Source organism: Rhizobium sp. ERR 942 (assembly GCF_007828395.1).
GTDB lineage: Bacteria > Pseudomonadota > Alphaproteobacteria > Rhizobiales > Rhizobiaceae > Rhizobium > Rhizobium dioscoreae.
Genome location: NZ_VIUA01000002.1, coordinates 547,772 through 567,811, shown reverse-complemented (window position 1 = coordinate 567,811; position 20,040 = coordinate 547,772). Strand labels below are relative to the sequence as shown.

The following is a 20,040-nucleotide window of genomic DNA, read 5'->3' as shown; positions in this document are numbered from 1 at the left end:
GTTCGTAGCTCGATGCTTACGATGATGAGTGGGAAATCGAAATGGATCATATCGACCATATCCTGATCGTGGATGACGATCGGGAAATCCGCGAACTGGTGTCGAGCTATCTGAAAAAGAACGGTCTGCGGGCGACAACGGCCGCCGATGGCCGGCAGATGCGCAGTTTCCTCGAGGCCAATTCGGTCGATCTGATCGTGCTCGACGTGATGATGCCTGGTGATGACGGCCTCGTGCTCTGTCGCGAGCTTCGCGCCGGAAAGCACAAGGCGACGCCCATTCTGATGCTGACGGCGCGCAGCGACGAGATGGACCGGATCCTTGGCCTGGAAATGGGCGCAGACGATTATCTGGCAAAGCCGTTTGCCGCCCGCGAGCTGCTTGCCCGCATCAAGGCGGTTCTTCGGCGCACCCGCATGCTGCCGCCCAATTTGCAGATCAGCGAAGCCGGTCAATTGTTGGTCTTCGGAGACTGGCGGCTGGATACGGTCGGCCGTCATCTGCTCGATAAGGACGGCACGGAGATCACGCTTAGCGGTGCGGAATACCGCCTGCTGCGCGTCTTTATCGATCATCCGCAGCGAGTGCTCAATCGCGACCAGCTTCTGAACCTCACCCAGGGCCGCGACGCCGATCTCTTCGATCGCTCCATTGACCTGCTCGTCAGTCGTCTTCGTCAGCGGCTGGGGGATGACGCGCGGGAGCCGATGTATATCAAGACGGTGCGCAGCGAAGGCTATGTTTTCTCCGTGCCGGTGGAAATTGCGGAGCTTCGCCCATGACGGTGATCGACCTTCCGGGTCACCGGCCATGGTGGCCGAGCACCCTGCGTGCTCGCATTTCGCTGATCCTGCTGGCTGGTCTCGCAATTGCTTACGGCCTGTCTTTCAGCGTGCTTTATATCGAGCGCTATATGTCGGCAAAGGCGGTCATGCTCGGCACGCTGGAGAACGACGTTGCGACCTCGATCGCGGTTCTTGATCGCCTGCCGGCCGATGAGAGGGCGAATTTCGTCGATTGGCTCAGCCGCGGCAATTACAATTTCGAGCTGGGGACGGGCCTGCCTGGTGTGCCCGATACCTCTGCGCATGGCGCGGAGATCGCCGCCAAGATAGAAGAGGCGGTTGGCCATCGCTTTCCCATTCGCATGGAATCGATACCAGGCCCGATCTCGCGGCTGCAGGCACATCTCAATTTGAGCGATGGCAGTCCGCTGACGATCGATGTTACGCCCAAGGGCGTCATGCCGATCGCGGCCTGGCTGCCCTATGTCTTCGTTGTACAGATGCTGCTGATCGTGCTTTGTACCTGGTTTGCCGTCCGCCAAGCGACACGTCCGCTCGCCGAGCTTGCTGCTGCGGCCGATGCGCTCGATCCGAACAACAAGAGTCCGGCCTTGAGCGATAGGGGGCCGAGCGAAGTGGCGCATGCCGCCAGGGCCTTCAATGCCATGCGGGATCGAATCGCGCATTATCTCGAAGAGCGCGTGCAGATCCTGGCGGCGATCTCGCACGATCTGCAGACGCCGATCACCCGCATGCGCCTGCGCGCCGACATTGCCGACGATTCGCCCGAGAAAACTAAGCTCTTGCAGGATCTCGGCGAGATCGAGCGTCTGGTGCAGGACGGGATCGCCTATGCACGCAGCGCCCATGGTAATGGCGAGAAGAGCGCACGCATCGATCTTGCCTCCTTCATCGAAAGCATCAGCTACGACTATCAGGACACCGGCAAGTCCGTCGAGATTCTTGGCCTGATCCAGGGCACGGCGACGACGAAGCCGCATGCGCTCCGCCGCATCCTCACCAACTTCATCGACAATGCCCTGAAGTTTGCCGGTGCGGCGGAAATCGCCGTGGAGCGGCGGGATACGGGCCAGATTGCGATCACTGTTCTGGATCGCGGTCCCGGCATTCCGCAGGACCAGATAGAGGCGGCCATGCAGCCCTTCTTCCGGCTGGAGCAATCGCGCAACCGCAACACGGGCGGTACGGGGCTCGGGTTGGCGATTGCCCAGCAGCTAGCCCAGACGCTCGGTGGCTCCGTCAGACTCTATAACCGGGAGGGCGGCGGCCTGGCCGCCGAAGTCGTCATTTCCTGATCGCGCGGAAAGGATTTAGATAACTGGTCGTCTGTTCGTCCGGATGGCGGCTAAATCCAACCAAAGAGCCACGCTAGTAGTAGGAGCATAATAGCTAGCGCCAACCAAGACAGGAGTCGTTCCCTGGATCGTCGTTTGGCATCCTCTTTGGAAACAACTTTATATGCCTCCATCCGAATCTTCTCTGCGTCCCCGTCCAGATCGCGTGTCTCGAAATGTTGTCTGGTTTCGTTATACCCCAAGCGTGTCTCCGACTTCGCTGTTCCCGTTATCTGGTCCATTTATTATTTTCAGGATCTTTGTAAGCATTTGTATCCGGCGTGTTAAGGCCTACGTTTTGTAACACTTCCGGCGATTCCGGAAACATGCCGGATACGTCGATCCATCAAAAACAACTCCGTCAACAGACGTTGCTCCCACGACATAACAGAGCGGGCAGCGCAACAAAGGAGTGTTCCATGACCAAGATCGACAAGGTTCTCTACACCGGCAAGACCCACACCATCGGTGGCCGCGACGGCTTCGCGCGGAGCGATGACAACCAGCTGGATGTCAAGCTTTCGCCTCCCGGCAGCGCCCATGCCGGCACCAATCCCGAGCAGCTCTTCGCCGTCGGCTGGTCGGCCTGCTTTATCGGCGCAATGGGCCTGGCCGCTGGCAAGCGCAAGATCAAGCTTCCTGCCGATCTCGCCGTCGATGCCGAAGTGGATCTGGGTACCACGGATGGTGCTTACTTCCTGCAGGCGCGCCTGACCATCAGCATGCCCGGCATCGAGCCAGAGCTTGCCCGTACGCTGGTCGAGGAAGCTCACCAGACCTGCCCCTATTCGAAGGCGACTCGCGGCAACATCAATGTCGAGCTGAAGCTCGCCTGAGAATCGCTCAAGCGTCGATATTGCGCGTCGTTCCGGAAGGTGCGGCGCGCCGAATCGTTAATTTTTCTGCATTGACTATCAAGCAGGCCGGCGCCTGCTTTTCCCTCTGGAGGATCTCATGCGAGCAATCATTCTTCTCCTTGCAGGAGCTGCGATTTTTGCCGCTCCCTGCGTCTACGACCCCAGCTCCAACGAGCCTTCGGCGCTTGCGAGCCTCGCCGTTTTGTGGGGCGGTTCGGGCCCCAATCGAGCCCCGAATTAACCATTTGTTAACCATATCAACGGTACACAGGATCAACGATTTATTCACATAGATGACCAAAGTGCTAACAGACGCTCGTTCGATCCGTATCAAGGGCCGCTCTTTTCTTGCGGTCATGCTTTCGCCGGATCTTCCGCTGGATCAGTGGTTGACCAGGCTTGACGACCTCGCAGCCCGTTCGGCCGGCTTCTTTCTGGGGCGGCCGGTCGTGCTCGATATCACCGATCTGCCGATCGACAAAGCGCAGCTCAAGGAGCTGATTGCCGAGCTTTCGGCTCGCAATGTCAGCATCATGGGCATCGAGGGCGGTCGCCCGTCGATATCTGGACCCGGCATGCCTCCGATCCTGAAGGGCGGGCGTCCGGCTGCCGATTTCGAAGTCTCCGAGGCCGAGCCGGTCGTCGAACGCCGCAACAGCGAGCCCAAGGCTGCGCCTCAGGAAGTGCGTGCGGTTACGCAGTCGCTGATCATCCGCGAGCCGGTACGCTCCGGCCAATCGGTGATCTTTCCCGAGGGCGATGTCACCGTTATCGGTTCGGTGGCATCGGGCGCGGAAGTCATTGCGGGTGGATCGGTCCATATTTACGGCGCCCTGCGCGGCCGCGCCATGGCGGGCTCGATTGGCAATGCCTCGGCGCGAATCTTCTGCCGCAAGCTCGAGGCCGAGCTGCTGGCGATCGATGGCATCTACAAGATGGCGGAAGACATATCACCCGGCCTCAAGGGGCAAGCCGTCCAGCTCTGGCTGGATGGTGAAACGATCATGGCCGAAAAACTAATCTGAGCCGAAGCCGGCCAAAACAGGAGAGCAAGATGGGCAAGGTAATCGTCGTCACATCAGGCAAGGGCGGAGTTGGAAAGACGACTTCGACGGCCGCATTGGGGGCGGCTCTGGCACAGAGAAACGAAAAGGTCGTCGTCGTCGATTTCGACGTCGGCCTGCGCAACCTCGACCTGGTCATGGGCGCGGAACGCCGCGTTGTATACGACCTTGTCAACGTCATCCACGGCGATGCCAAGCTGCCGCAGGCGCTGATCCGCGACAAGCGGTTGGAGACGCTCTTCCTCCTGCCGGCTTCGCAGACCCGCGACAAAGATAATCTGACGCCCGAGGGTGTCGAGCGCGTCATCAACGAGCTCAAGAATTATTTCGATTGGGTCATCTGCGATAGCCCGGCCGGTATCGAGCGTGGCGCCACGCTTGCCATGCGCCATGCCGACGTCGCCGTCGTCGTCACCAACCCGGAAGTCTCCTCGGTGCGCGATTCCGACCGGATCATCGGCCTGCTGGATTCCAAGACGCTGAAGGCGGAGCGCGGCGAGCGCATGGAAAAGCACCTGCTGCTGACCCGCTTCGATGCTGGCCGCGCCGAACGCGGCGACATGCTGAAGGTCGACGACGTGCTGGAGATCCTCTCCATTCCGCTGCTCGGCATCATCCCGGAAAGCACTGATGTCCTGCGCGCGTCCAACCTCGGCTCGCCGGTGACGCTTGCCGATGCGCGCTGCGCGCCGTCGCTTGCCTATTTCGACGCCGCACGCCGTCTTGCCGGCGAGCAGGTGCCGATCACTATCCCCGGCGAGAAGCGGGGTATCTTCGGCAAGATCTTCGCAAGGAGGGCCGCATGAGCATTTTCGGACTGTTCCGCAAGCAGAGATCTGCACCTATGGCGCGCGAGCGTCTGCAGATCCTCCTTGCCCATGAGCGCGCCTCGATAGGCTCGGATCTCGTATCCGTGCTGAGGGAGGAAATCCTCGCCGTCATCGCCAAGCATGTGCAGGTCGATCGCGACAAGGTGCAGGTGAAGATGGATCGCGACAAGGATGTCTCCATGCTGGAGATCGATGTCGAGATCCCGCGTGATGCGGCCTTGCAGGCTGCCTGACGAAAGATCAGCGCTTGTAAAATGTGCGAATTCTGTCACATGGAATTCTCGTGTGACAGAATTGCTAAAATTTTCGCAGCCGCCTCTTGCAAAGGGTGCGATTCGCGATTATTTGCAGCCCATCACCTGTATCGATGGCCTGCCGCGTTGACATTTCTGTGTCGAGCCGGTGTTCGCTGTCCGGGTCAATAAGCAAGGGCGCTCCCCAGAAATGGGTAGAGCGCCCTTTGCTTTTGTCGCATTCCTGATGCTTTTCTTGTTCCATGCGATATGCCAGTTTGCAGCGATGAGGCGGGAGGCGGCTGGCTTGAGCGGGTTGAATTATCGATGGAATGCGATCTTCAGATGGCTGCTCACCGGCCTCTTGGTTGCGGCCTGCGCCGTCTCTGCTCGCGCGGCCGATAAGACGATCTTTCTGACTTTCGATGACGGCCCTTTGCCTGGAACGAAGAACATTCTTTCCGTGCTAAGTCAGGAAAATGTCCCCGCCGCCATGTTCATGGTCGGCCAGCATGTCGAAACTATCCCAGCCGGGCGCGATCTCCTGGCAGAAGCCAAGGCGATGCCGCTGGTGACCGTCGGCAATCACAGCTACAGCCACGCCAATAATCGCTATAGACGATACTATTCCAATACCCAGGCCGTGGTTGCCGACATGCTACACGCCAATGAGGTGCTGGGTCTGACGCCGATCGTCAATGCGCGACTGCCGGGCAGGGACGTCTTCCGGCTTCCGACCGTATCGCGGGAGGATCTATCCATCAACGTTGCCCAATGGGAACGCGAGTGGCTGGATTACGAGCTCGTCGCCGAAGCAGGCTTCTATCTCTATGGCTGGGATTTCGAATGGGTGCATCGCGACGACGGCAAGCCGGTCCAATCGGTGGACCATCTCGTCAACGAGATCGACCACCTTTTCCAATATGGCCGTTTCACGCAGCGTGGAAAGATGATCCTGCTCATGCATGACGAGATGTTTCAGGACCAATTCAATGGTCGCGAAAACCTGCAGTCGCTGATCCGCAAGCTTAGGGATAGCGGCTACGCTTTTGGCGACATCAGGAATTATGCGCCCTCGAAACCTTGAAAGCCATAAATCCGGCTAGCCTTGTCGTGCCGCGGCCCCGGCTGCAACCGTCAGGATGAAGTCGTCGAGCTCCTGTTCCAGGCTTTCAATCGGCAGGCCGACGAAACGCCCTTCCAGGCTGATGCTGACGACGCCATGCACGGCGCCGAAGAGCGTTCTCGCGCGGATGGCGCGTGCCGCTTCCGGCATGTTCGGCTGCAACTCCGCGAGCGGCTCGGCAATGACGCCCATCAGGAACATATGCTCTTCGAGATGCCATTCGGGGCTCGGGCGGTCATCCGGCGGGCGGTGATCGAAAAGCGCCTTCCACAGATTGCGATGGGTGACCGCAAAGCGCAGATAGCCGCGCGCGAGATTGCGCAGCCGGTCCGTCGGTGTGTGATCCTTGACTTCGGCCAGTGCCAGCGATGCTTCCAGCGCCTTCAGGGTTGCCGAATTGACGTGAATGACCAGATCGTCAAGGTCAGCAAAGACAGTGTAAAGACCTCCGAGAGCACAGCCGACATCCTGTGTGACGTCGCGCGCCCTCAGGTTGGAAATCCCATTGGCTGCAATGCGATTGCGTGCTGCCTCGATCAACCTGAGCTTCAGGTCCTCGCGCTTTTCCAGAGTTTTTCTCGCCATTGACAATTCCAATCCGATTTTTTTGAACATCGTTCAAAATTTTTCTTGAACGATGTTCATCATTCTGGCATACATCGTTTTGTGAACATCGTTCATAAACGGGAGACGACAAATGTTCAATTCAATTCTGACGCTCATTCGCGGTCGGGCCTACGATGCCGAACAGGCATTCATTGATCGCAACGCGGTGCCGCTGCTGGCCCAGCAGATCCGCGAGGCGGCCAGCGCCATTCAGTCGGCGCGGCGGGCCGTGGCGATTGCCATCGCGCAGAATGAGCAGGAAAAGAACCGGCACGCAGCCATCATCGGCCGCATTGCGGACTTGGAAACACGCGCCGTCGCCGCCCTGCAGAAGGGAAGCGAAGAACTCGCGCGGGAAGCGGCCGAGGCGATCGCCCAGCTCGAAGCCGAGCGCGACGCATCCGAGAAGGCACAGGCGCAATTCACTCAGACGATCGGCAAACTCAAGGCAACCGTTCGCACATCGGAAGCGCGGCTGCAGGAATTGCAGCGGGGCGAACGCCTGGCGCGCGCCACCGAGCAGACACAGAAGCTCAATGCCGCCTGCGACGACAATTCCGGCCTGGCCACACTCGATGACGCCGAGGAGACGCTTGCCCGTCTTCAGGCCTATCAGAGCCGCTGCGAGATCGCAGCCTCGGCCATGAAGGAGATGGATGCCGCGAGCCGGCAGGCACATATCATCGAAAAACTCGCGAATGCCGGCTGCGGCGCACCGCTCGGTCCTTCGGCCGACGACGTGCTTACCCGCCTGCGTGAGCGCATGAATTCAGCAGCCTGAAACCGAACACAACGAACACATTTGAGAGGATACAATCATGAATGACAGCTTTCAGAAACATTCCCAGGCTTGGGTCAGCTTCTCCTACATCTCTTTTGCCGCCGCGGCTTTCATGCTCCTCATCGGCCTTTACATGATGCCAATCGATCTCTGGGGCAAAGGCTATCTCGCCATGGGCATCCTGATGCTGGTGCAGACGGCGGTCAACGTCACTAAGACGATCCGAGACAATAGCGAGGCTGACAAACTGATCCGCAAGGTAGAAGATGCCCGTACGGAAAAGCTTCTGGTTAAGTTCAATCGTGACGGTCAGGACTAGTCTTTATTAACGACGCCGTAGAGTTGTATCCGCGCTCAACCTTTGCGTAACAACTCTATGGCGTCCTGTTGGCCGAATGAGGGATACGCCATGCAAACGCACCTGATGAGATCGAGGAAGTTCGCGCCGCTGTTCTGGACGCAATTCCTGACCGCCTTCAATGATAATTTCTTAAAGCAGACCCTGGTTTTCGTCATTCTCGCGCAGATGGCGACGGAGGGTGCGGCGCTAGTCACACTTGCCGGCGGCATCTTCATCGTGCCGTTCCTGCTCCTGTCGGCGATCGCGGGCGAGCTTGCCGACAAATACGACAAGGCCAAGATGGCAGAGCTTTTGAAGCGCTGCGAGCTCGGTGTCGCGGCGATCTCCGTTGTCGGCATCGCCTTCTCCTCCATCTGGATCCTGATGCTTGCCCTCTTCGGCTTCGGCGTCATCTCCTCGCTCTTCGGACCGATCAAATACGGCATCCTGCCGGACCATCTGCAAAGCCGGGATCTTCCAAAGGCGAATGCCTGGATCGAGGGTGGTACTTTCATTGCCATCTTGACCGGCACGATGGTTGCGGCGGTCGCCTTCCGCGAGGGCGAAAATGTCTGGATCTTCGGGCCGATGATGATGGGGCTTTCCATCCTCTGCTGGTTCGCCGCCCGTCTGATACCTGCGACCGGTTCCAAGGCACCCGATCTCATCGTCGACACCAATGTCGTGCGCTCGAGCTACCGGCTGGTCAACGAGCTTCGCGCTGATAGCCGCATTTGGCGCGCTTCGCTCATGAACTGCTGGTTCTGGTTCGTCGGCGCCTTCATCATGTCGATGCTGCCGGTCATGGTCACCGATATTCTCGGCGGCTCGGAAATCGTCGTTCCCGCCTATCTAGCGATCTTCGCCATATCGGTTGCCATCGGCTCGGCCATTGCCGGATGGATGGCGGCCGGCCGCATCGTGCTCTTGCCGGCGCCGATCGGCATGCTGATCGTCGCGCTCTTCGGCCTCGATCTCGGCTGGAACCTGTGGGGTCTGCAGTCGGCCAGCCATGCTGAAACCATTCTTGCCTTCTTCGCCGGACCGAAGACCATCCGCGTCGCCATCGATCTCGCCGGCATGGCGATCGGCGGCGCCTTCCTGGCCGTCCCGACGTTTTCGGCCATGCAGAGCTGGGCCAATGAGGATCGCCGCGCTCGCGTCATCGGCGCGTCGAATGTGCTTTCCGCTCTCTTCATTGCCGTCGGCCTGGCGCTTGTGGCGGTGCTTCAGGCCGCAGGCCTGTCGATCCCGATGATCATCCTCAGCATCTCCGTGCTCAACGTGGCGATCGCCTGGCTCATGCTGAAAATGCTGCCAACCAATGCCTTCCGTGATCTCATCTCCATCATCTTCCGCGCCTTCATGCGGCTGGAGGTCGAGGGCCTTGAGAACATCCGCAAGGCCGGCCCCGCACCGATCATCGCGCTCAACCATGTAAGCCTGCTCGACGGTGCTCTCGCGCTCGCCATCACCGAGGAAGAGCCGGTCTTTGCCATCGACTATGCCTTCGCGAGGAAATGGTGGGTACGGCCGCTTTTGAAGATGTGCAAGTTCCTGCCGCTCGACCCGACCAAGCCGATGGCGACGCGCTCGCTGATCAAGGTCATCCAGGACGGCAGCCCGGTCGGCATCTTCCCCGAGGGACGCCTGACCGTCACCGGCACGCTGATGAAGGTCTATGACGGTGCCGCCATGGTGGCCGACAAGACCGGCGCCATGATCGTGCCCGTTCGCATCGATGGTTTGGAAAAGAGCTATGCCTCCTATCTGACCTCGAGCCATGTTCGCCGTCGCCTCTTCCCCAAGGTCAAAGTGACGATCCTAGAGCCGGTCAAGCTCGACGTATCCGCAGAACTCAAGGGCAGGAAGCGCCGTATCGCCGCGGGCGCCGCTCTCTACCAGATCATGTCGACGCTGATGTTCCGCACCGCCGACACCAATAATACCGTCCTTGGACGCGTCATCGACAGCGCCCATGAATATGGCGGCAAGAAACTCGCTGTCGAAGACCCGATCGCCGGCAAGCTCTCCTATGCCAAGCTGCTGACAGGTGCTGCGGTGCTGGGTGCGAAGTTCAGGAAGATGTTCCCGAACGAGAAGACGCTCGGCGTCATGCTGCCGAATGCCAACGGTACGGCCGCGACCGTGCTCGGCGTTATGTCGGCGGGCAAGGTTCCGGCCATGCTGAACTTTACGGCCGGTGCGGCCAACATCTTGTCCGCCTGTCGGACGGCTGAGGTCAAGCATGTGCTCTGTTCGCGTGCCTTCATCACGCAGGCAAAGCTCGGTCCTGTGGTCGAGGAGCTCGAAAAGCAGGTGACCTTCGTCTGGCTGGACGAGCTGCGCACGCAGATCACCGCTTTCGACAAGATCGTCGGCCTCATGCGCAAATATCGGCCACAGGTCAAGCGCAGCGCCGATGATCCGGCCGTCATTCTCTTTACCTCCGGTTCGGAAGGGGCACCGAAGGGCGTGGTGCTGACGCACCGCAATGTTCTCTCGAATGCCGCCCAGGCCGCCTCGCGCATCGACTTCCACCCTGGCGACAAGGTGTTCAATGTCCTGCCGATGTTCCACTCCTTCGGCCTGACGGCGGGCACGATCCTGCCGCTGGTCTCGGGCGTGCCGGTGTTCTTCTATCCGTCGCCACTGCACTACCGCATCGTGCCGGAGCTGATCTATGTGTCGAACGCTACTATCGTCTTCGGCACGGATACGTTCCTGAACGGCTATGCCCGCACAGCTCATCCTTACGATTTGCGGTCGATCCGCTACATCTTCTCGGGTGCCGAGCCTGTGAAGGCATCGACCCGCGAGGTCTACATGGAGAAGTTCGGCCTGCGCATCCTGGAAGGCTATGGCGTCACCGAAGCCGCGCCGGTCATATCGCTGAACACGCCGATGTACAACCGCACCGGAACGGTCGGCAAGATCATGCCGGGGATAGAATGGAAGCTCGAGCCGGTACCCGGCATCGACGAGGGCGGCCGTCTTCTGATCCGCGGCGCCAACGTCATGGCCGGCTACCTGCGCGCCGACAATCCCGGCGTCCTCGAGCCGCTGCCTGAGGGCTGGCACGATACCGGCGACATCGTTACGATCGATGAGGACGGCTTCGTCAAGATCCGCGGCCGCGCCAAGCGCTTCGCCAAGATCGGCGGCGAAATGATCTCGCTTGCCGCGGTGGAAACGCTTGCCGCACAGCTCTGGCCGGGTGCTCTCAGCGTCGTCTCGGCGGTGCCCGACGTCAAGAAGGGCGAGCGTCTCGTGCTGCTGACCGATGCGCCGGATGCGACGCGAAGCGATTTCCTAGCATTCGCCAAATCGAAGGGCGCCACGGAAATGATGGTCCCCGCCGAAGTGACCGTCGGCAAGGTGCCGGTTCTCGGCTCCGGCAAGGTCGATTTCGTCACGGCACGCGCCATGGCTTTGGAAGCTCAAGCGCAGTCACAGGCGGCGTAAGCTCCGGATCCTGAAGCAGTGGAGCGGTCGATGGTTTCTGCCATCGGCCGCTTTTTGCTGCCAGTTCATGGCGGAGTGCATCACTTTCGTTTCAGGCGGCAATTGGCAGGATGATCTGAAACGTCGTGCCATCCTTGCCGCTATCCAACAACTCGACGCTACCGCCATGCGAGGCGAGCATCGCTCTCACAATGCCGAGGCCCCTGCCCGTGCCGCCATCGTCCCGCCGCGTCGAGAAGAAGGGCTCGAAGACGCGATCCCGATTGCCATCGGCAATGCCGCGACCATTATCGCGCACCTGGATCGTCATTCTCCGCCCTTCGTCGCTTGCCTTGATTGTAAGGCTTGTGGCGCCGTTCTGGGAGGCATTTTCCGCCAGATTGGCGAAGACAATACCGGCGGCCTCGACTGGCAGCGGCAGCATCTTGACGACGCTGCCTTCGTCGCTAATGGCCAATTGACGAAATTGCATCTTTAGCTCGGTTATAACGTCGCGAAGGCTGCTTGAACCTTGCTCGGACGGAAGCTCGGCTTTCGCCAGCTCTCGCAGGCGGGACAATAGCCTGTCCAGCCGCTCGGTGTCGGCAATGATATTTCCGAGAAAGCGGTTGCGCTGCTCCGGGCTCATCGGATTGCTGTCGTCATCGTCGCGCAGCAGTTCCGCCGCTCCCTTAATCGAGGTGAGGGGCGATTTCAGTTCGTGCGAAACATGGGTGGCAAAGGAGCGCACATAATCGGAATGATCGACCAGCTTGCCGGCGAGATCGAGAAAGCTCTGCGAAAGGGCTGCGACCTCGCGCGTGCCGTAGATGTCGAGCGGCCGGATTGCGGATCGTCCGCCGCGGGCGATCTCTTCGGTGCGGGCGATCAGGGCATTGATCGGCGTAGTCAGCGTGCGCGTGAGCACATAGGCGACGATGAGGGTGAGGATCAGAACGGCAGCGAGGGTGGCGATCTCCGCCGGTGCCATGGCTCCCGAGGCGGCGCGTACAGCGCGAAACCAGATGACAGTCAGCAGCGGCAGCATCATCACGGTCAGAAGCACGGCATAGACGATGAGGGCAAGCGGCGGCCGCCACTTCGGCTTTACCCTTGGCGCGTGCATCAGACGCTTCCTTCCGTTGGTGATGTCAGCTTGAAGCCGATGCCGTGCACCGTGGCGATGATGCCCTTGCCGCCGGCGGCCGAAAGCTTGGCGCGAAGATTGCGGATATGGCTGTCTATGGTGCGGTCTGCGACCTGCATGTCAGCGCCATAGGCCGCTTCCATCAGTTGATCGCGGCTGAAGACGATCTCGGGGCGCGACAGCAGCGTATCGAGGATCGAGAATTCAAGTGCGGTCAAGGTGAGCGGTACATCGGCAAAACTGGCGGTGCGGCCACCGCGATTGAGCCGCAGAGATCCCACGGACACGGAGGTATTGGCCGCATCCGGCTCAGAGCCATGGCCGGTTCGCTTCAGGATAGTCTTTACCCGGGCAACCAGTTCGCGCGGGCTGAAAGGTTTGGTGACATAATCGTCGCCGCCGATTTCCAGGCCGAGGATCCTGTCGATTTCTTCGTCGCGCGCCGACAGGAAGAGGATCGGAAGGTTCGATGTCTTGCGAATGCGGCGGCAGACTTCCAGTCCATCCATATCGGGCATGCCAACGTCGAGGACGATGAGATCGAGACCGCCTTTGTGAAAGGCCATCATGGCCTCAGTGCCATTGCGCGCGGTCGTCGTCTTCATGCCGGCGCGGTCGAGCGCGAAGCAGATCACGTCGCGAATATTCGGTTCGTCGTCGGCGACGAGGATACGCTGGGCCATGCTGTAAGGGTCCTGGTTCACCCATTCGTTTTCTTCGTTTCCGCCTGATCTTGCAAGAGTTGCGTCCGCTTGAGGTAGCCGTCGAGGCGGGCTCCACGATATGTCCAGCTTCGCCAATCGTGCGAGCGTCCGAGATGCTGCCATAGTAGTGTTTCGCGCACCCGGCGAGCATCCGCGTCGGCGGGCAGCGATGCCAGATAGGTGTCGAGCGCCGGAATGGCCGCCGGGCCGAGTGTCAAGAGATAATCAAGATCGAGCACGATGCCTTCACCCGATATCTCACGGCTATGGGCAACGTTGAAGCGGGCGATGAAGGCGGGAATATCCGTGAGCGCGGCGGCATAGAGCGTAAGAACCAGCATCGCGGCACTCAACGCGATCAGCCACTCGTTGGAGCGATCCAGCAGGATGCGCAGAAGGATGAGGATGAGACCGACCGCGACCAGCCCCATCCAGACGCCGGCAGCAACGCGCAGCTCCGTCAGCGAATAGACTTCGACATAGAGGTCGAGCCGCAGAATGGAGGAAAGGCAAAGCATGACGTTCTGCGCGATCCAGAGATGTACCAGGCCGCGAAGCATGGGACTTCTGTCGCCTGGGCCGCCGCGCCGCATGGCAGCAAGCACGAAGATGGCAGCGAGGATTGCGGTGAGCATCAGTGGATAGGCGCCGCGATGAGCGTATTCGGCATGGCTCATGCCATCTGGCAGGCTGGCGCCACCCCAGAGATAGGTGAGATCGAGCAGCGTCTGCACGGCAAACAGCACATTGAAGACCAGCAGCGAACGCAGCAGGGCACTATGGCTGAATAGCGCATCTTCAGCTCCGGTTGCGATATCGGGAACATCCCGTCGGCGAGGGCGCCGCCGCATGAGGTGTGGGCGAAGCAGCAGGCGCAGAAAGGCTGCAACGGCAAGCCAGAAGCCGATCCGCCATATGCTCAACAGTTGCAGCAGGAAGGTAAGGTCGATGCTGCACAGCGTCTTGTCGATCAGCGGATTGGCGGCTGCGAAGAGGGCAAGAAAGCCTGCTGCAAAAACCAGCGGCATGATCCAGTTGCGAAGATGATGCCGGACGCCGTGCGGTGACGGTTTTTGCAGGTGCTGCAGCCAGCGATAGCTCGCGTGGCGAAAAGGCCGCACCGGCACGTCCAGAAGGAAACGCAGCAGCACGAGCGGCAGGCGAGTCCATTGCGAGGGGATCAATCCGCCGATGCCGAGCGAGATCAAGCAAAGGCTGAGAAGGCTGATTGCGATACCCATCCAGGAGGTGGCTTCGGCAAGCGGAATGGACGCGACAAGACCGAGGGTGACAAGCGCCGCGATTTTCTGAACGGATGGTCTTTTTCGGGAGGAGGCGAGCAGACCGGCGGCAACGGCATTGGTGAAGATAAAAAGATTGAGGCCGGGCTGTCTGTCGAAAAGGAGAAGGTCTGCCAGGATAACAAGGGCAATGAATGTGAGGAGTTTGCGATGGGATTTATTTGTGAAGTTTGAGGGAAGGGGCGCTGCATCGGATAGGCTCATCGGTATCGGCTCCGTGCGAGATATTCGGCGAAGGGTATGATCTTGGCCCCTTGAGCGGGCGGATCGGCTTGAGGATGACGATCGTCCCCGAGCCACCAGCCTTCTTTGAGAAGGCTGCGTGGCAAGCGGGTGGGCGGAGCGGTGATGGTCTCGGGCGTGTTATTCATGGCGCGACGATGGCGCCCGTCTTTGCAGAATCTGTGCAGAAGCCGAGGAGCTATTCAGGAAAATGGGTTAGGTTGGAAAGTTCAAATCATCGCACTTGTCTGAGATTTGAACAACAATTGCCGTGCGCAAGGCCAATCTTGGCAGGATAAATTTTAGCATTGCGTGAAAGATGTCTCAAAATGGGGCAGTCACTTGTGGAACTTAAGCATATATTTCCCAGCTTCCAGTCGGCCTATGGATTGCGGGTCTGAAAATCGATTTGTTGACGCGGCTGTCGTACTCACCCCTGACGACAGCCGGGAATCTCGGAAGCGGCCGCTCGGCCGCAACCGAGGTTCTCGTCAGAAGATCGCGACGCCCACAGCTCTCCGCGCCGCGCGATGCAGACGAGGGTTCGTGCCTGTGCGCCGGGAATGAGCTTTCCACGCTGCATATTCTCGCTTGATCCCGCGGCTGCTTTTCATAATAGAGGGCTCGGTACGGCGTGTACTTTAGGAGTACCTGAAAAAGGCATAGAGGACGGCAGATGAGAATTACCACAATTACGAATTGGGCCTACGGTATCACCGTGGTCCTGACCGTGCTGTCGGCTGTGGCATTCATTCTCTCGGCCCGAAGTGCTGTGCAGGAGCGGCAGGCCGTGGAGCAGCATCTGCTGCTGAACAGCATGGGCGAGGAGCTTGCACTCGGCGCGGAGGAGACGACGGACGAAGCTCGCCTCTATGTCGTGCGCGGCGAAGAGAGGCATCTGAATGCCTTCACCGTCGATGAAGGTGAAGAGCGTCGTCGGGATGCGGCCATCAATGCTCTGCGCGGCCCCGGCATTCCGGATGCCGAGCGTCAGGTCATCGAGGAGGTGGCGGTCAATGCGCAGGCGCTTGATAAAGTGGAGGCGGCGGCGGTCGCCGCCTATACCGGCGGCGATCAGACCGGTGCGCGCGATACGCTGTTCGGCCCTGAACATGAGCGCATCCAGACGGCACTGCTCAACAGCGTCAATCAGTTTCGCGCCCTAGCGACGGCGCGCACCGAGGCCTCCTTCCATTCCGCGCAGGCACGCAGCGATCTCTGGGCCAACATTGCCAAAGTGATGCTGGCCTTGACTGCGGTCATATTCCTCGGCGTGCTCTATTTCATCCTGCGGCGCCGGGTGGCGCTGCCGCTGGTGCGCATGACGGGGATCGTCAACCGACTGGCAAGACAGGATTATGCCGTCGAGGTGCCGACCGACCGCCGCCGTGACGAGATCGGAGAGATGAACGACGCGATCCAGATCTTCCGCGAGAACGGTTTGGAGCGAAATCGTCTCGACGCCGAGCGTAAGCGCGATCTGGAAACCAAGGATCTCATCCTGCAGATGATGCATCGCCTCCAGGCCTGCTATGCCCAGAACGAGCTTGCCGAAGTCGTCGCACTCTTCGTGCCGCAGATCTTTCCCGGTGTCGCGGGATGCCTCTACACGATGAACGAAAGCAGGACGGCGCTGAGCGAAGTCAGCCGGTGGCTGGAGCCAGAACATACCGAGCCGTCCTTTGCTGCTTCCGCCTGCTGGGGCCTGCGCCGTGGTCGCCCGCATGTCAGCCACGTGGCGGATACCGATATTCCCTGTCAGCATCTGGATCACTCCGGCGTGCCGGGTCTTTGCGTTCCCCTGACTGCGCTCGGCGAGGCGATCGGCCTGCTTTATTTCGAGGACCGCACGAAGGATGCGACGGCCGCCGATGCGCCGCGACTCTATCTGGAGCTGATCGCCGAGAATATCGGCCTTGCGATCGCCAATCTGCAGCTGCGCGACCGGTTGATCAATCTCGCTGTGCGCGACGCGCTGACAGGCCTGCTCAACAGGCGCTCCCTGGACGAGGCGCTCAACAACCTTCACAGGGATCAATCCGCCCGCACGGTCATCTGCATGATGATCGACATCGATCACTTCAAGCGTTTCAATGACGAGTTCGGCCATGATGCCGGTGACGAGGTGCTGCGACATGTCGGGCAGATCGTTGCCGATACGGTTGGCGAGGCCGGTACAGTCTACCGCTTCGGCGGGGAGGAGTTGACGGTCATTGCCACGGATATGACCGACGAGGAAGGTTTTGCGCTTGCCGAGAAGCTGCGTACGAGTGTGTTCGGCACGCCTTTTTCTTATCGCGCGCGGATTGTTGGGCCGCTTTCCGTCTCCGTCGGCATCGCCTCTTCCCCGGTGTCGGGACCGACCACGACCCTGATCAACCGCGCGGACGGCGCTTTGCTGAAGGCAAAGCTGAACGGCCGCAATCGGACAGTGGCGGCGTTCGTCGTGGAGGCGGGCGGTGAATTGCGGGTGGAACGGAGCTGATTTCGACGGACGACAGCGGCGGCGAAATGCGGTGTGATCACCTTGCCGAACACATGCTTGGATTGTAGCCTGAGCTGAAAGTCGCATAGCGGAGGAAGGCGATTTCATGGCCGTGACGCAGAGCAATTCATCCTTGTCACCTGATCGCGAAACCTTGCAGGCCATGGGCTTTGATCCCGGGCTTGGCCGCAAATTTGAAGCCGGCATCGAATCCGGCCTGCTACGCGATCTGCATGTCGTGCTTGCCGCCCGTTCCGGGCGTGTATGCCTGGAATATTACGCCGTTGGTTCCGACGAAAATTGGGGAGATCCGCTTGGAGATATCGCCTTCGACGCCGATACGCTGCACGATCTTCGTTCGGTCACCAAGAGCATTGCCGGCCTTCTTTATGGCATCGCGCTCGACAGGGGATTGGTACCGCCACTGGATGCATCGCTCTACGAGCAGTTCCCGGAATACGGCGATCTCGCCCGAGATCCTGCGCGCGCCAAGATCACTGTCGGCCATGCCCTGACGATGACGCTGGGGATGGAGTGGGACGAGGATCGCCCCTATACGGACCCGCTGAACAGCGAAATTGCGATGGAGAATGCGCCGGACCGATATCGTTTTATTCTGGAACGTCCGGTGATTGCCGAGCCGGGGACGCGCTGGATTTATTCCGGCGGCAGCGTCGCGCTGGTGGGGGCGGTCATCGAGCGCGGCACGGGCAAGCAATTGCCCGATTTCGCGCGAGAAGTTCTCTTCGAACCGCTGGGGATTGCAAAATTCCACTGGAACGCCGGGCGTGACGGCGTGGCGTCGCCCGCATCCGGATTACGCCTGACCGCTCCCGATTTGCTGAAGATCGGGATGCTTTTCCTCCAGAAGGGCGTGTGGAACGGCAAAAGGATCGTCTCGGAAGAGTGGATCGCGCAATCTCTCGCGCCGGCGATTTCGACCGGGGACGGTCTGAGCTATGGCAGGTTGTGGTTCTCGGGCGACGCGCCGGTGCCGGCGTTTGATGGGCCGCGTCCATGGTATGCCGGCTTCGGCAATGGTGGGCAGAGGCTCTGGCTGATGCCCGATGCGGGTATCGCCGCTGTCATCTACTCCGGCAAGTATAATTCCTGGGACGCCTGGATCACGCCCACCCGCGTCTGGCGCGAAATTATCCTTGCCAATCTGCTGAAAGCGTGACGATGGCGCCTTCAAAAACCGAGTTCCCCACCCTTGTCACCGCGCGGCTGCGGCTTCGCGAAGCGAGTATGGACGATCGCGACGACTTCCATGCGCTGATTTCGATTCCGGAGGTCACGCGGTTCTCGAATTGGGTTGATGCGCCCAAAATGGCGCAGATTGAACGTTCCCTGCGATGGATGATCAAAATCTTCCCCAAGGGAGTAGGTTGTTCATGGATCATCGAGGATCGGCTTTCAGGCCACTTGCTCGGCGCGATCCGCTTCAATAGCATCGATCGGCGTGCCAAATGCGCCGAACTTGGATATGAGCTGCATCCTTCGGCCTGGGGCAAGGGGCTGATGAGTGAGGCGGCGAAGGCTATCGTCCGGTGCGGCTTCGACGATTTTTCGCTCAATCGCATCGAAGCCTGGACGTTGCCGGGAAACACAGCTTCCGATCGGGTTCTGGAAAAAGCGGGCTTCCAATATGAGGGCACACTGCGGCAGAAGGCGCGGTTCAAAGAGGCCTTCCATGATTTCCGCATGTTCGGCTGCCTGGCCAGCGACCGACAGAACTAGCCTCTAGTCAGTCCCCTGGCTGATTTCGCCGGTCAGTGTTGCGGTTTGAAAATAGTCTCGGGGCGAGCGCCCGAGCGCCCGCCGGAACATGGCCGAGAAGGCGCTTGGGCTCTCATAGCCGCAGTCCAGCGCGACATCGAGAACACTTCGACCTTCCGCGAGCAAGGTGAGAGCCTTCAGCATGCGTGCCTGTTGTCGCCACCGGCCGAAACTCAGTCCCGTTTCGCGCTGAAATAGCCGCATGAGGGTTGCCCGGCTCATATGCAGCCCATTGGCCGCCTCTTCGATCGAGATTGTGCTCGCAAGATCGCCGAGCAAGGTTTCACAGAACGCCGCAAGCCCCGGATGTTTCGGTAGAGGGAGCTTCAGCGGCTGTGCCGGCAAGAAGGTAAGTTCGAGAAGCAGCAGGTGAATGACTGCCTCCACAACCTCTTTCTGATCGGGTTTGTCGGCAAGACCGGCGAGCCGCAGGATGAGTTCGCGCAGCAGCGGGGTGACTTCCACCACCGTGCACTCATTCGGCAACGCATCTCTGCCATTGGGATCGATCAATAATGAGCGAAACTGCACGCTCGTATGGCTTGCCGTCACGTGTTCGAGCTGCGGCGGCAGCCAGACCGCTCGGCTCGGCGGTACGACCCAGGTGCCGCTATCCGTGGTCAAGGAGATCACGCCGCTGACGGCGTAGAGCAGTTGCGCCTGCCTATGGCTGTGGCGAGAACTGGTGAAGCGATGATCGTCATGTGCGATGACGGCGACACCGTCAGCGACATCGGTGCCGTGCTGAAGATGGTATTGATCCTTTTGCGACGATGAATGATCCATACGCGCGAGAATATCAAAGATGTCGACAGTAACCTAGAGTTCCTTTCCAGCAGGATATCTACTTTCGTGTCTGCCGCATCCCACAATCTGCATCGATCGGATCGGCCGCATGGCGCTGCCGTCGCATCGCTGCGCGTGCGGATGGATGCCGGCATTTCGTCCTGCATACCCGTTTCTCTTCAGTTTTCCGTTGCA

Annotated in this window: 18 protein-coding genes; 13 read left to right on the top strand and 5 right to left on the bottom strand. The window is 60.0% G+C overall.

Features of this window, described 5'->3' with window-relative positions:
* The first annotated feature begins 41 nt into the window (after positions 1-41).
* The 7 genes from FBZ97_RS09485 to FBZ97_RS09455 all read left to right on the top strand — a co-directional run bounded on the left by FBZ97_RS09485 (position 42) and on the right by FBZ97_RS09455 (position 6,211).
* Positions 42-782, top strand: a complete 741-nt coding sequence (locus tag FBZ97_RS09485; protein WP_113329663.1) for a response regulator — start codon at positions 42-44, stop codon at positions 780-782.
* Complete coding sequence (locus FBZ97_RS09480; protein ID WP_145318766.1) at positions 779-2,101, top strand: HAMP domain-containing sensor histidine kinase; 1,323 nt, start codon at positions 779-781, stop codon at positions 2,099-2,101. The genes FBZ97_RS09485 and FBZ97_RS09480 overlap by 4 nt, the downstream gene beginning before the upstream one ends.
* Before the next feature lie 458 nt (positions 2,102-2,559).
* Entirely contained in the window at positions 2,560-2,976 is a 417-nt protein-coding gene (locus FBZ97_RS09475) for an organic hydroperoxide resistance protein (protein ID WP_145318763.1), read from the top strand.
* A 314-nt stretch (positions 2,977-3,290) separates the two neighbouring features.
* Positions 3,291-4,022, top strand: a complete 732-nt coding sequence (gene minC, locus FBZ97_RS09470; RefSeq protein ID WP_113350581.1) for a septum site-determining protein MinC — start codon at positions 3,291-3,293, stop codon at positions 4,020-4,022.
* Positions 4,023-4,051: 29 nt separating this feature from the next.
* Positions 4,052-4,867, top strand: coding sequence for a septum site-determining protein MinD (gene minD / locus FBZ97_RS09465; protein ID WP_095437032.1), 816 nt, complete (start codon positions 4,052-4,054; stop codon positions 4,865-4,867).
* Positions 4,864-5,124 carry a cell division topological specificity factor MinE gene (gene minE, locus FBZ97_RS09460; RefSeq protein WP_069610364.1) on the top strand — a complete coding sequence of 87 codons (261 nt, stop codon included), beginning with the start codon at positions 4,864-4,866 and terminating at the stop codon, positions 5,122-5,124. The genes minD and minE overlap by 4 nt, the downstream gene beginning before the upstream one ends.
* A 307-nt stretch (positions 5,125-5,431) precedes the next feature.
* A complete protein-coding gene (locus FBZ97_RS09455) occupies positions 5,432-6,211 on the top strand; it encodes a polysaccharide deacetylase family protein (RefSeq protein ID WP_145318760.1) in 780 nt (259 codons plus the stop codon).
* 15 nt (positions 6,212-6,226) lie between these two features.
* Here FBZ97_RS09455 and FBZ97_RS09450 read toward each other — a convergent pair whose 3' ends face one another.
* Positions 6,227-6,835 carry a TetR-like C-terminal domain-containing protein gene (locus FBZ97_RS09450; protein WP_145318757.1) on the bottom strand — a complete coding sequence of 203 codons (609 nt, stop codon included), beginning with the start codon at positions 6,833-6,835 and terminating at the stop codon, positions 6,227-6,229.
* A gap of 112 nt (positions 6,836-6,947) precedes the next feature.
* Here FBZ97_RS09450 and FBZ97_RS09445 point away from each other — a divergent pair, with 112 nt between their 5' ends.
* From FBZ97_RS09445 to FBZ97_RS09435, 3 genes are all read left to right on the top strand, one after another.
* Entirely contained in the window at positions 6,948-7,637 is a 690-nt protein-coding gene (locus FBZ97_RS09445; RefSeq protein WP_145318754.1) for a PspA/IM30 family protein, read from the top strand.
* 37 nt (positions 7,638-7,674) lie between these two features.
* Positions 7,675-7,956: a YiaA/YiaB family inner membrane protein gene (locus FBZ97_RS09440; protein ID WP_069610368.1), complete on the top strand. Its 282-nt coding sequence runs from the start codon at positions 7,675-7,677 to the stop codon at positions 7,954-7,956.
* 90 nt (positions 7,957-8,046) lie between these two features.
* Positions 8,047-11,442: an acyl-[ACP]--phospholipid O-acyltransferase gene (locus FBZ97_RS09435; protein WP_145318751.1), complete on the top strand. Its 3,396-nt coding sequence runs from the start codon at positions 8,047-8,049 to the stop codon at positions 11,440-11,442.
* Positions 11,443-11,533: 91 nt separating this feature from the next.
* Here FBZ97_RS09435 and FBZ97_RS09430 read toward each other — a convergent pair whose 3' ends face one another.
* The 3 genes from FBZ97_RS09430 to FBZ97_RS09420 are packed head-to-tail and all read right to left on the bottom strand — an operon-like array spanning position 11,534 to position 14,777.
* Positions 11,534-12,547, bottom strand: a complete 1,014-nt coding sequence (locus FBZ97_RS09430; RefSeq protein ID WP_145318748.1) for a HAMP domain-containing sensor histidine kinase — start codon at positions 12,545-12,547, stop codon at positions 11,534-11,536.
* Positions 12,547-13,251 carry a response regulator gene (locus FBZ97_RS09425; RefSeq protein WP_145318745.1) on the bottom strand — a complete coding sequence of 235 codons (705 nt, stop codon included), beginning with the start codon at positions 13,249-13,251 and terminating at the stop codon, positions 12,547-12,549. The genes FBZ97_RS09430 and FBZ97_RS09425 overlap by 1 nt, the downstream gene beginning before the upstream one ends.
* A 17-nt stretch (positions 13,252-13,268) precedes the next feature.
* Positions 13,269-14,777, bottom strand: coding sequence for a DUF4173 domain-containing protein (locus FBZ97_RS09420; protein ID WP_145318741.1), 1,509 nt, complete (start codon positions 14,775-14,777; stop codon positions 13,269-13,271).
* A 694-nt stretch (positions 14,778-15,471) separates the two neighbouring features.
* Here FBZ97_RS09420 and FBZ97_RS09415 point away from each other — a divergent pair.
* The 3 genes from FBZ97_RS09415 to FBZ97_RS09405 all read left to right on the top strand — a co-directional run bounded on the left by FBZ97_RS09415 (position 15,472) and on the right by FBZ97_RS09405 (position 19,020).
* Positions 15,472-17,280 (top strand): diguanylate cyclase, encoded by a 1,809-nt coding sequence (locus FBZ97_RS09415; protein WP_145318738.1) that lies wholly within the window; start codon positions 15,472-15,474, stop codon positions 17,278-17,280.
* Between the two features lie 106 nt (positions 17,281-17,386).
* A complete protein-coding gene (locus FBZ97_RS09410) occupies positions 17,387-18,460 on the top strand; it encodes a serine hydrolase (RefSeq protein ID WP_145318735.1) in 1,074 nt (357 codons plus the stop codon).
* 2 nt (positions 18,461-18,462) lie between these two features.
* A complete protein-coding gene (locus tag FBZ97_RS09405) occupies positions 18,463-19,020 on the top strand; it encodes a GNAT family protein (protein WP_145318732.1) in 558 nt (185 codons plus the stop codon).
* A 3-nt stretch (positions 19,021-19,023) separates the two neighbouring features.
* Here FBZ97_RS09405 and FBZ97_RS09400 read toward each other — a convergent pair whose 3' ends face one another.
* A complete protein-coding gene (locus FBZ97_RS09400; RefSeq protein ID WP_145318729.1) occupies positions 19,024-19,845 on the bottom strand; it encodes a helix-turn-helix transcriptional regulator in 822 nt (273 codons plus the stop codon).
* Positions 19,846-20,040 lie beyond the last annotated feature (195 nt).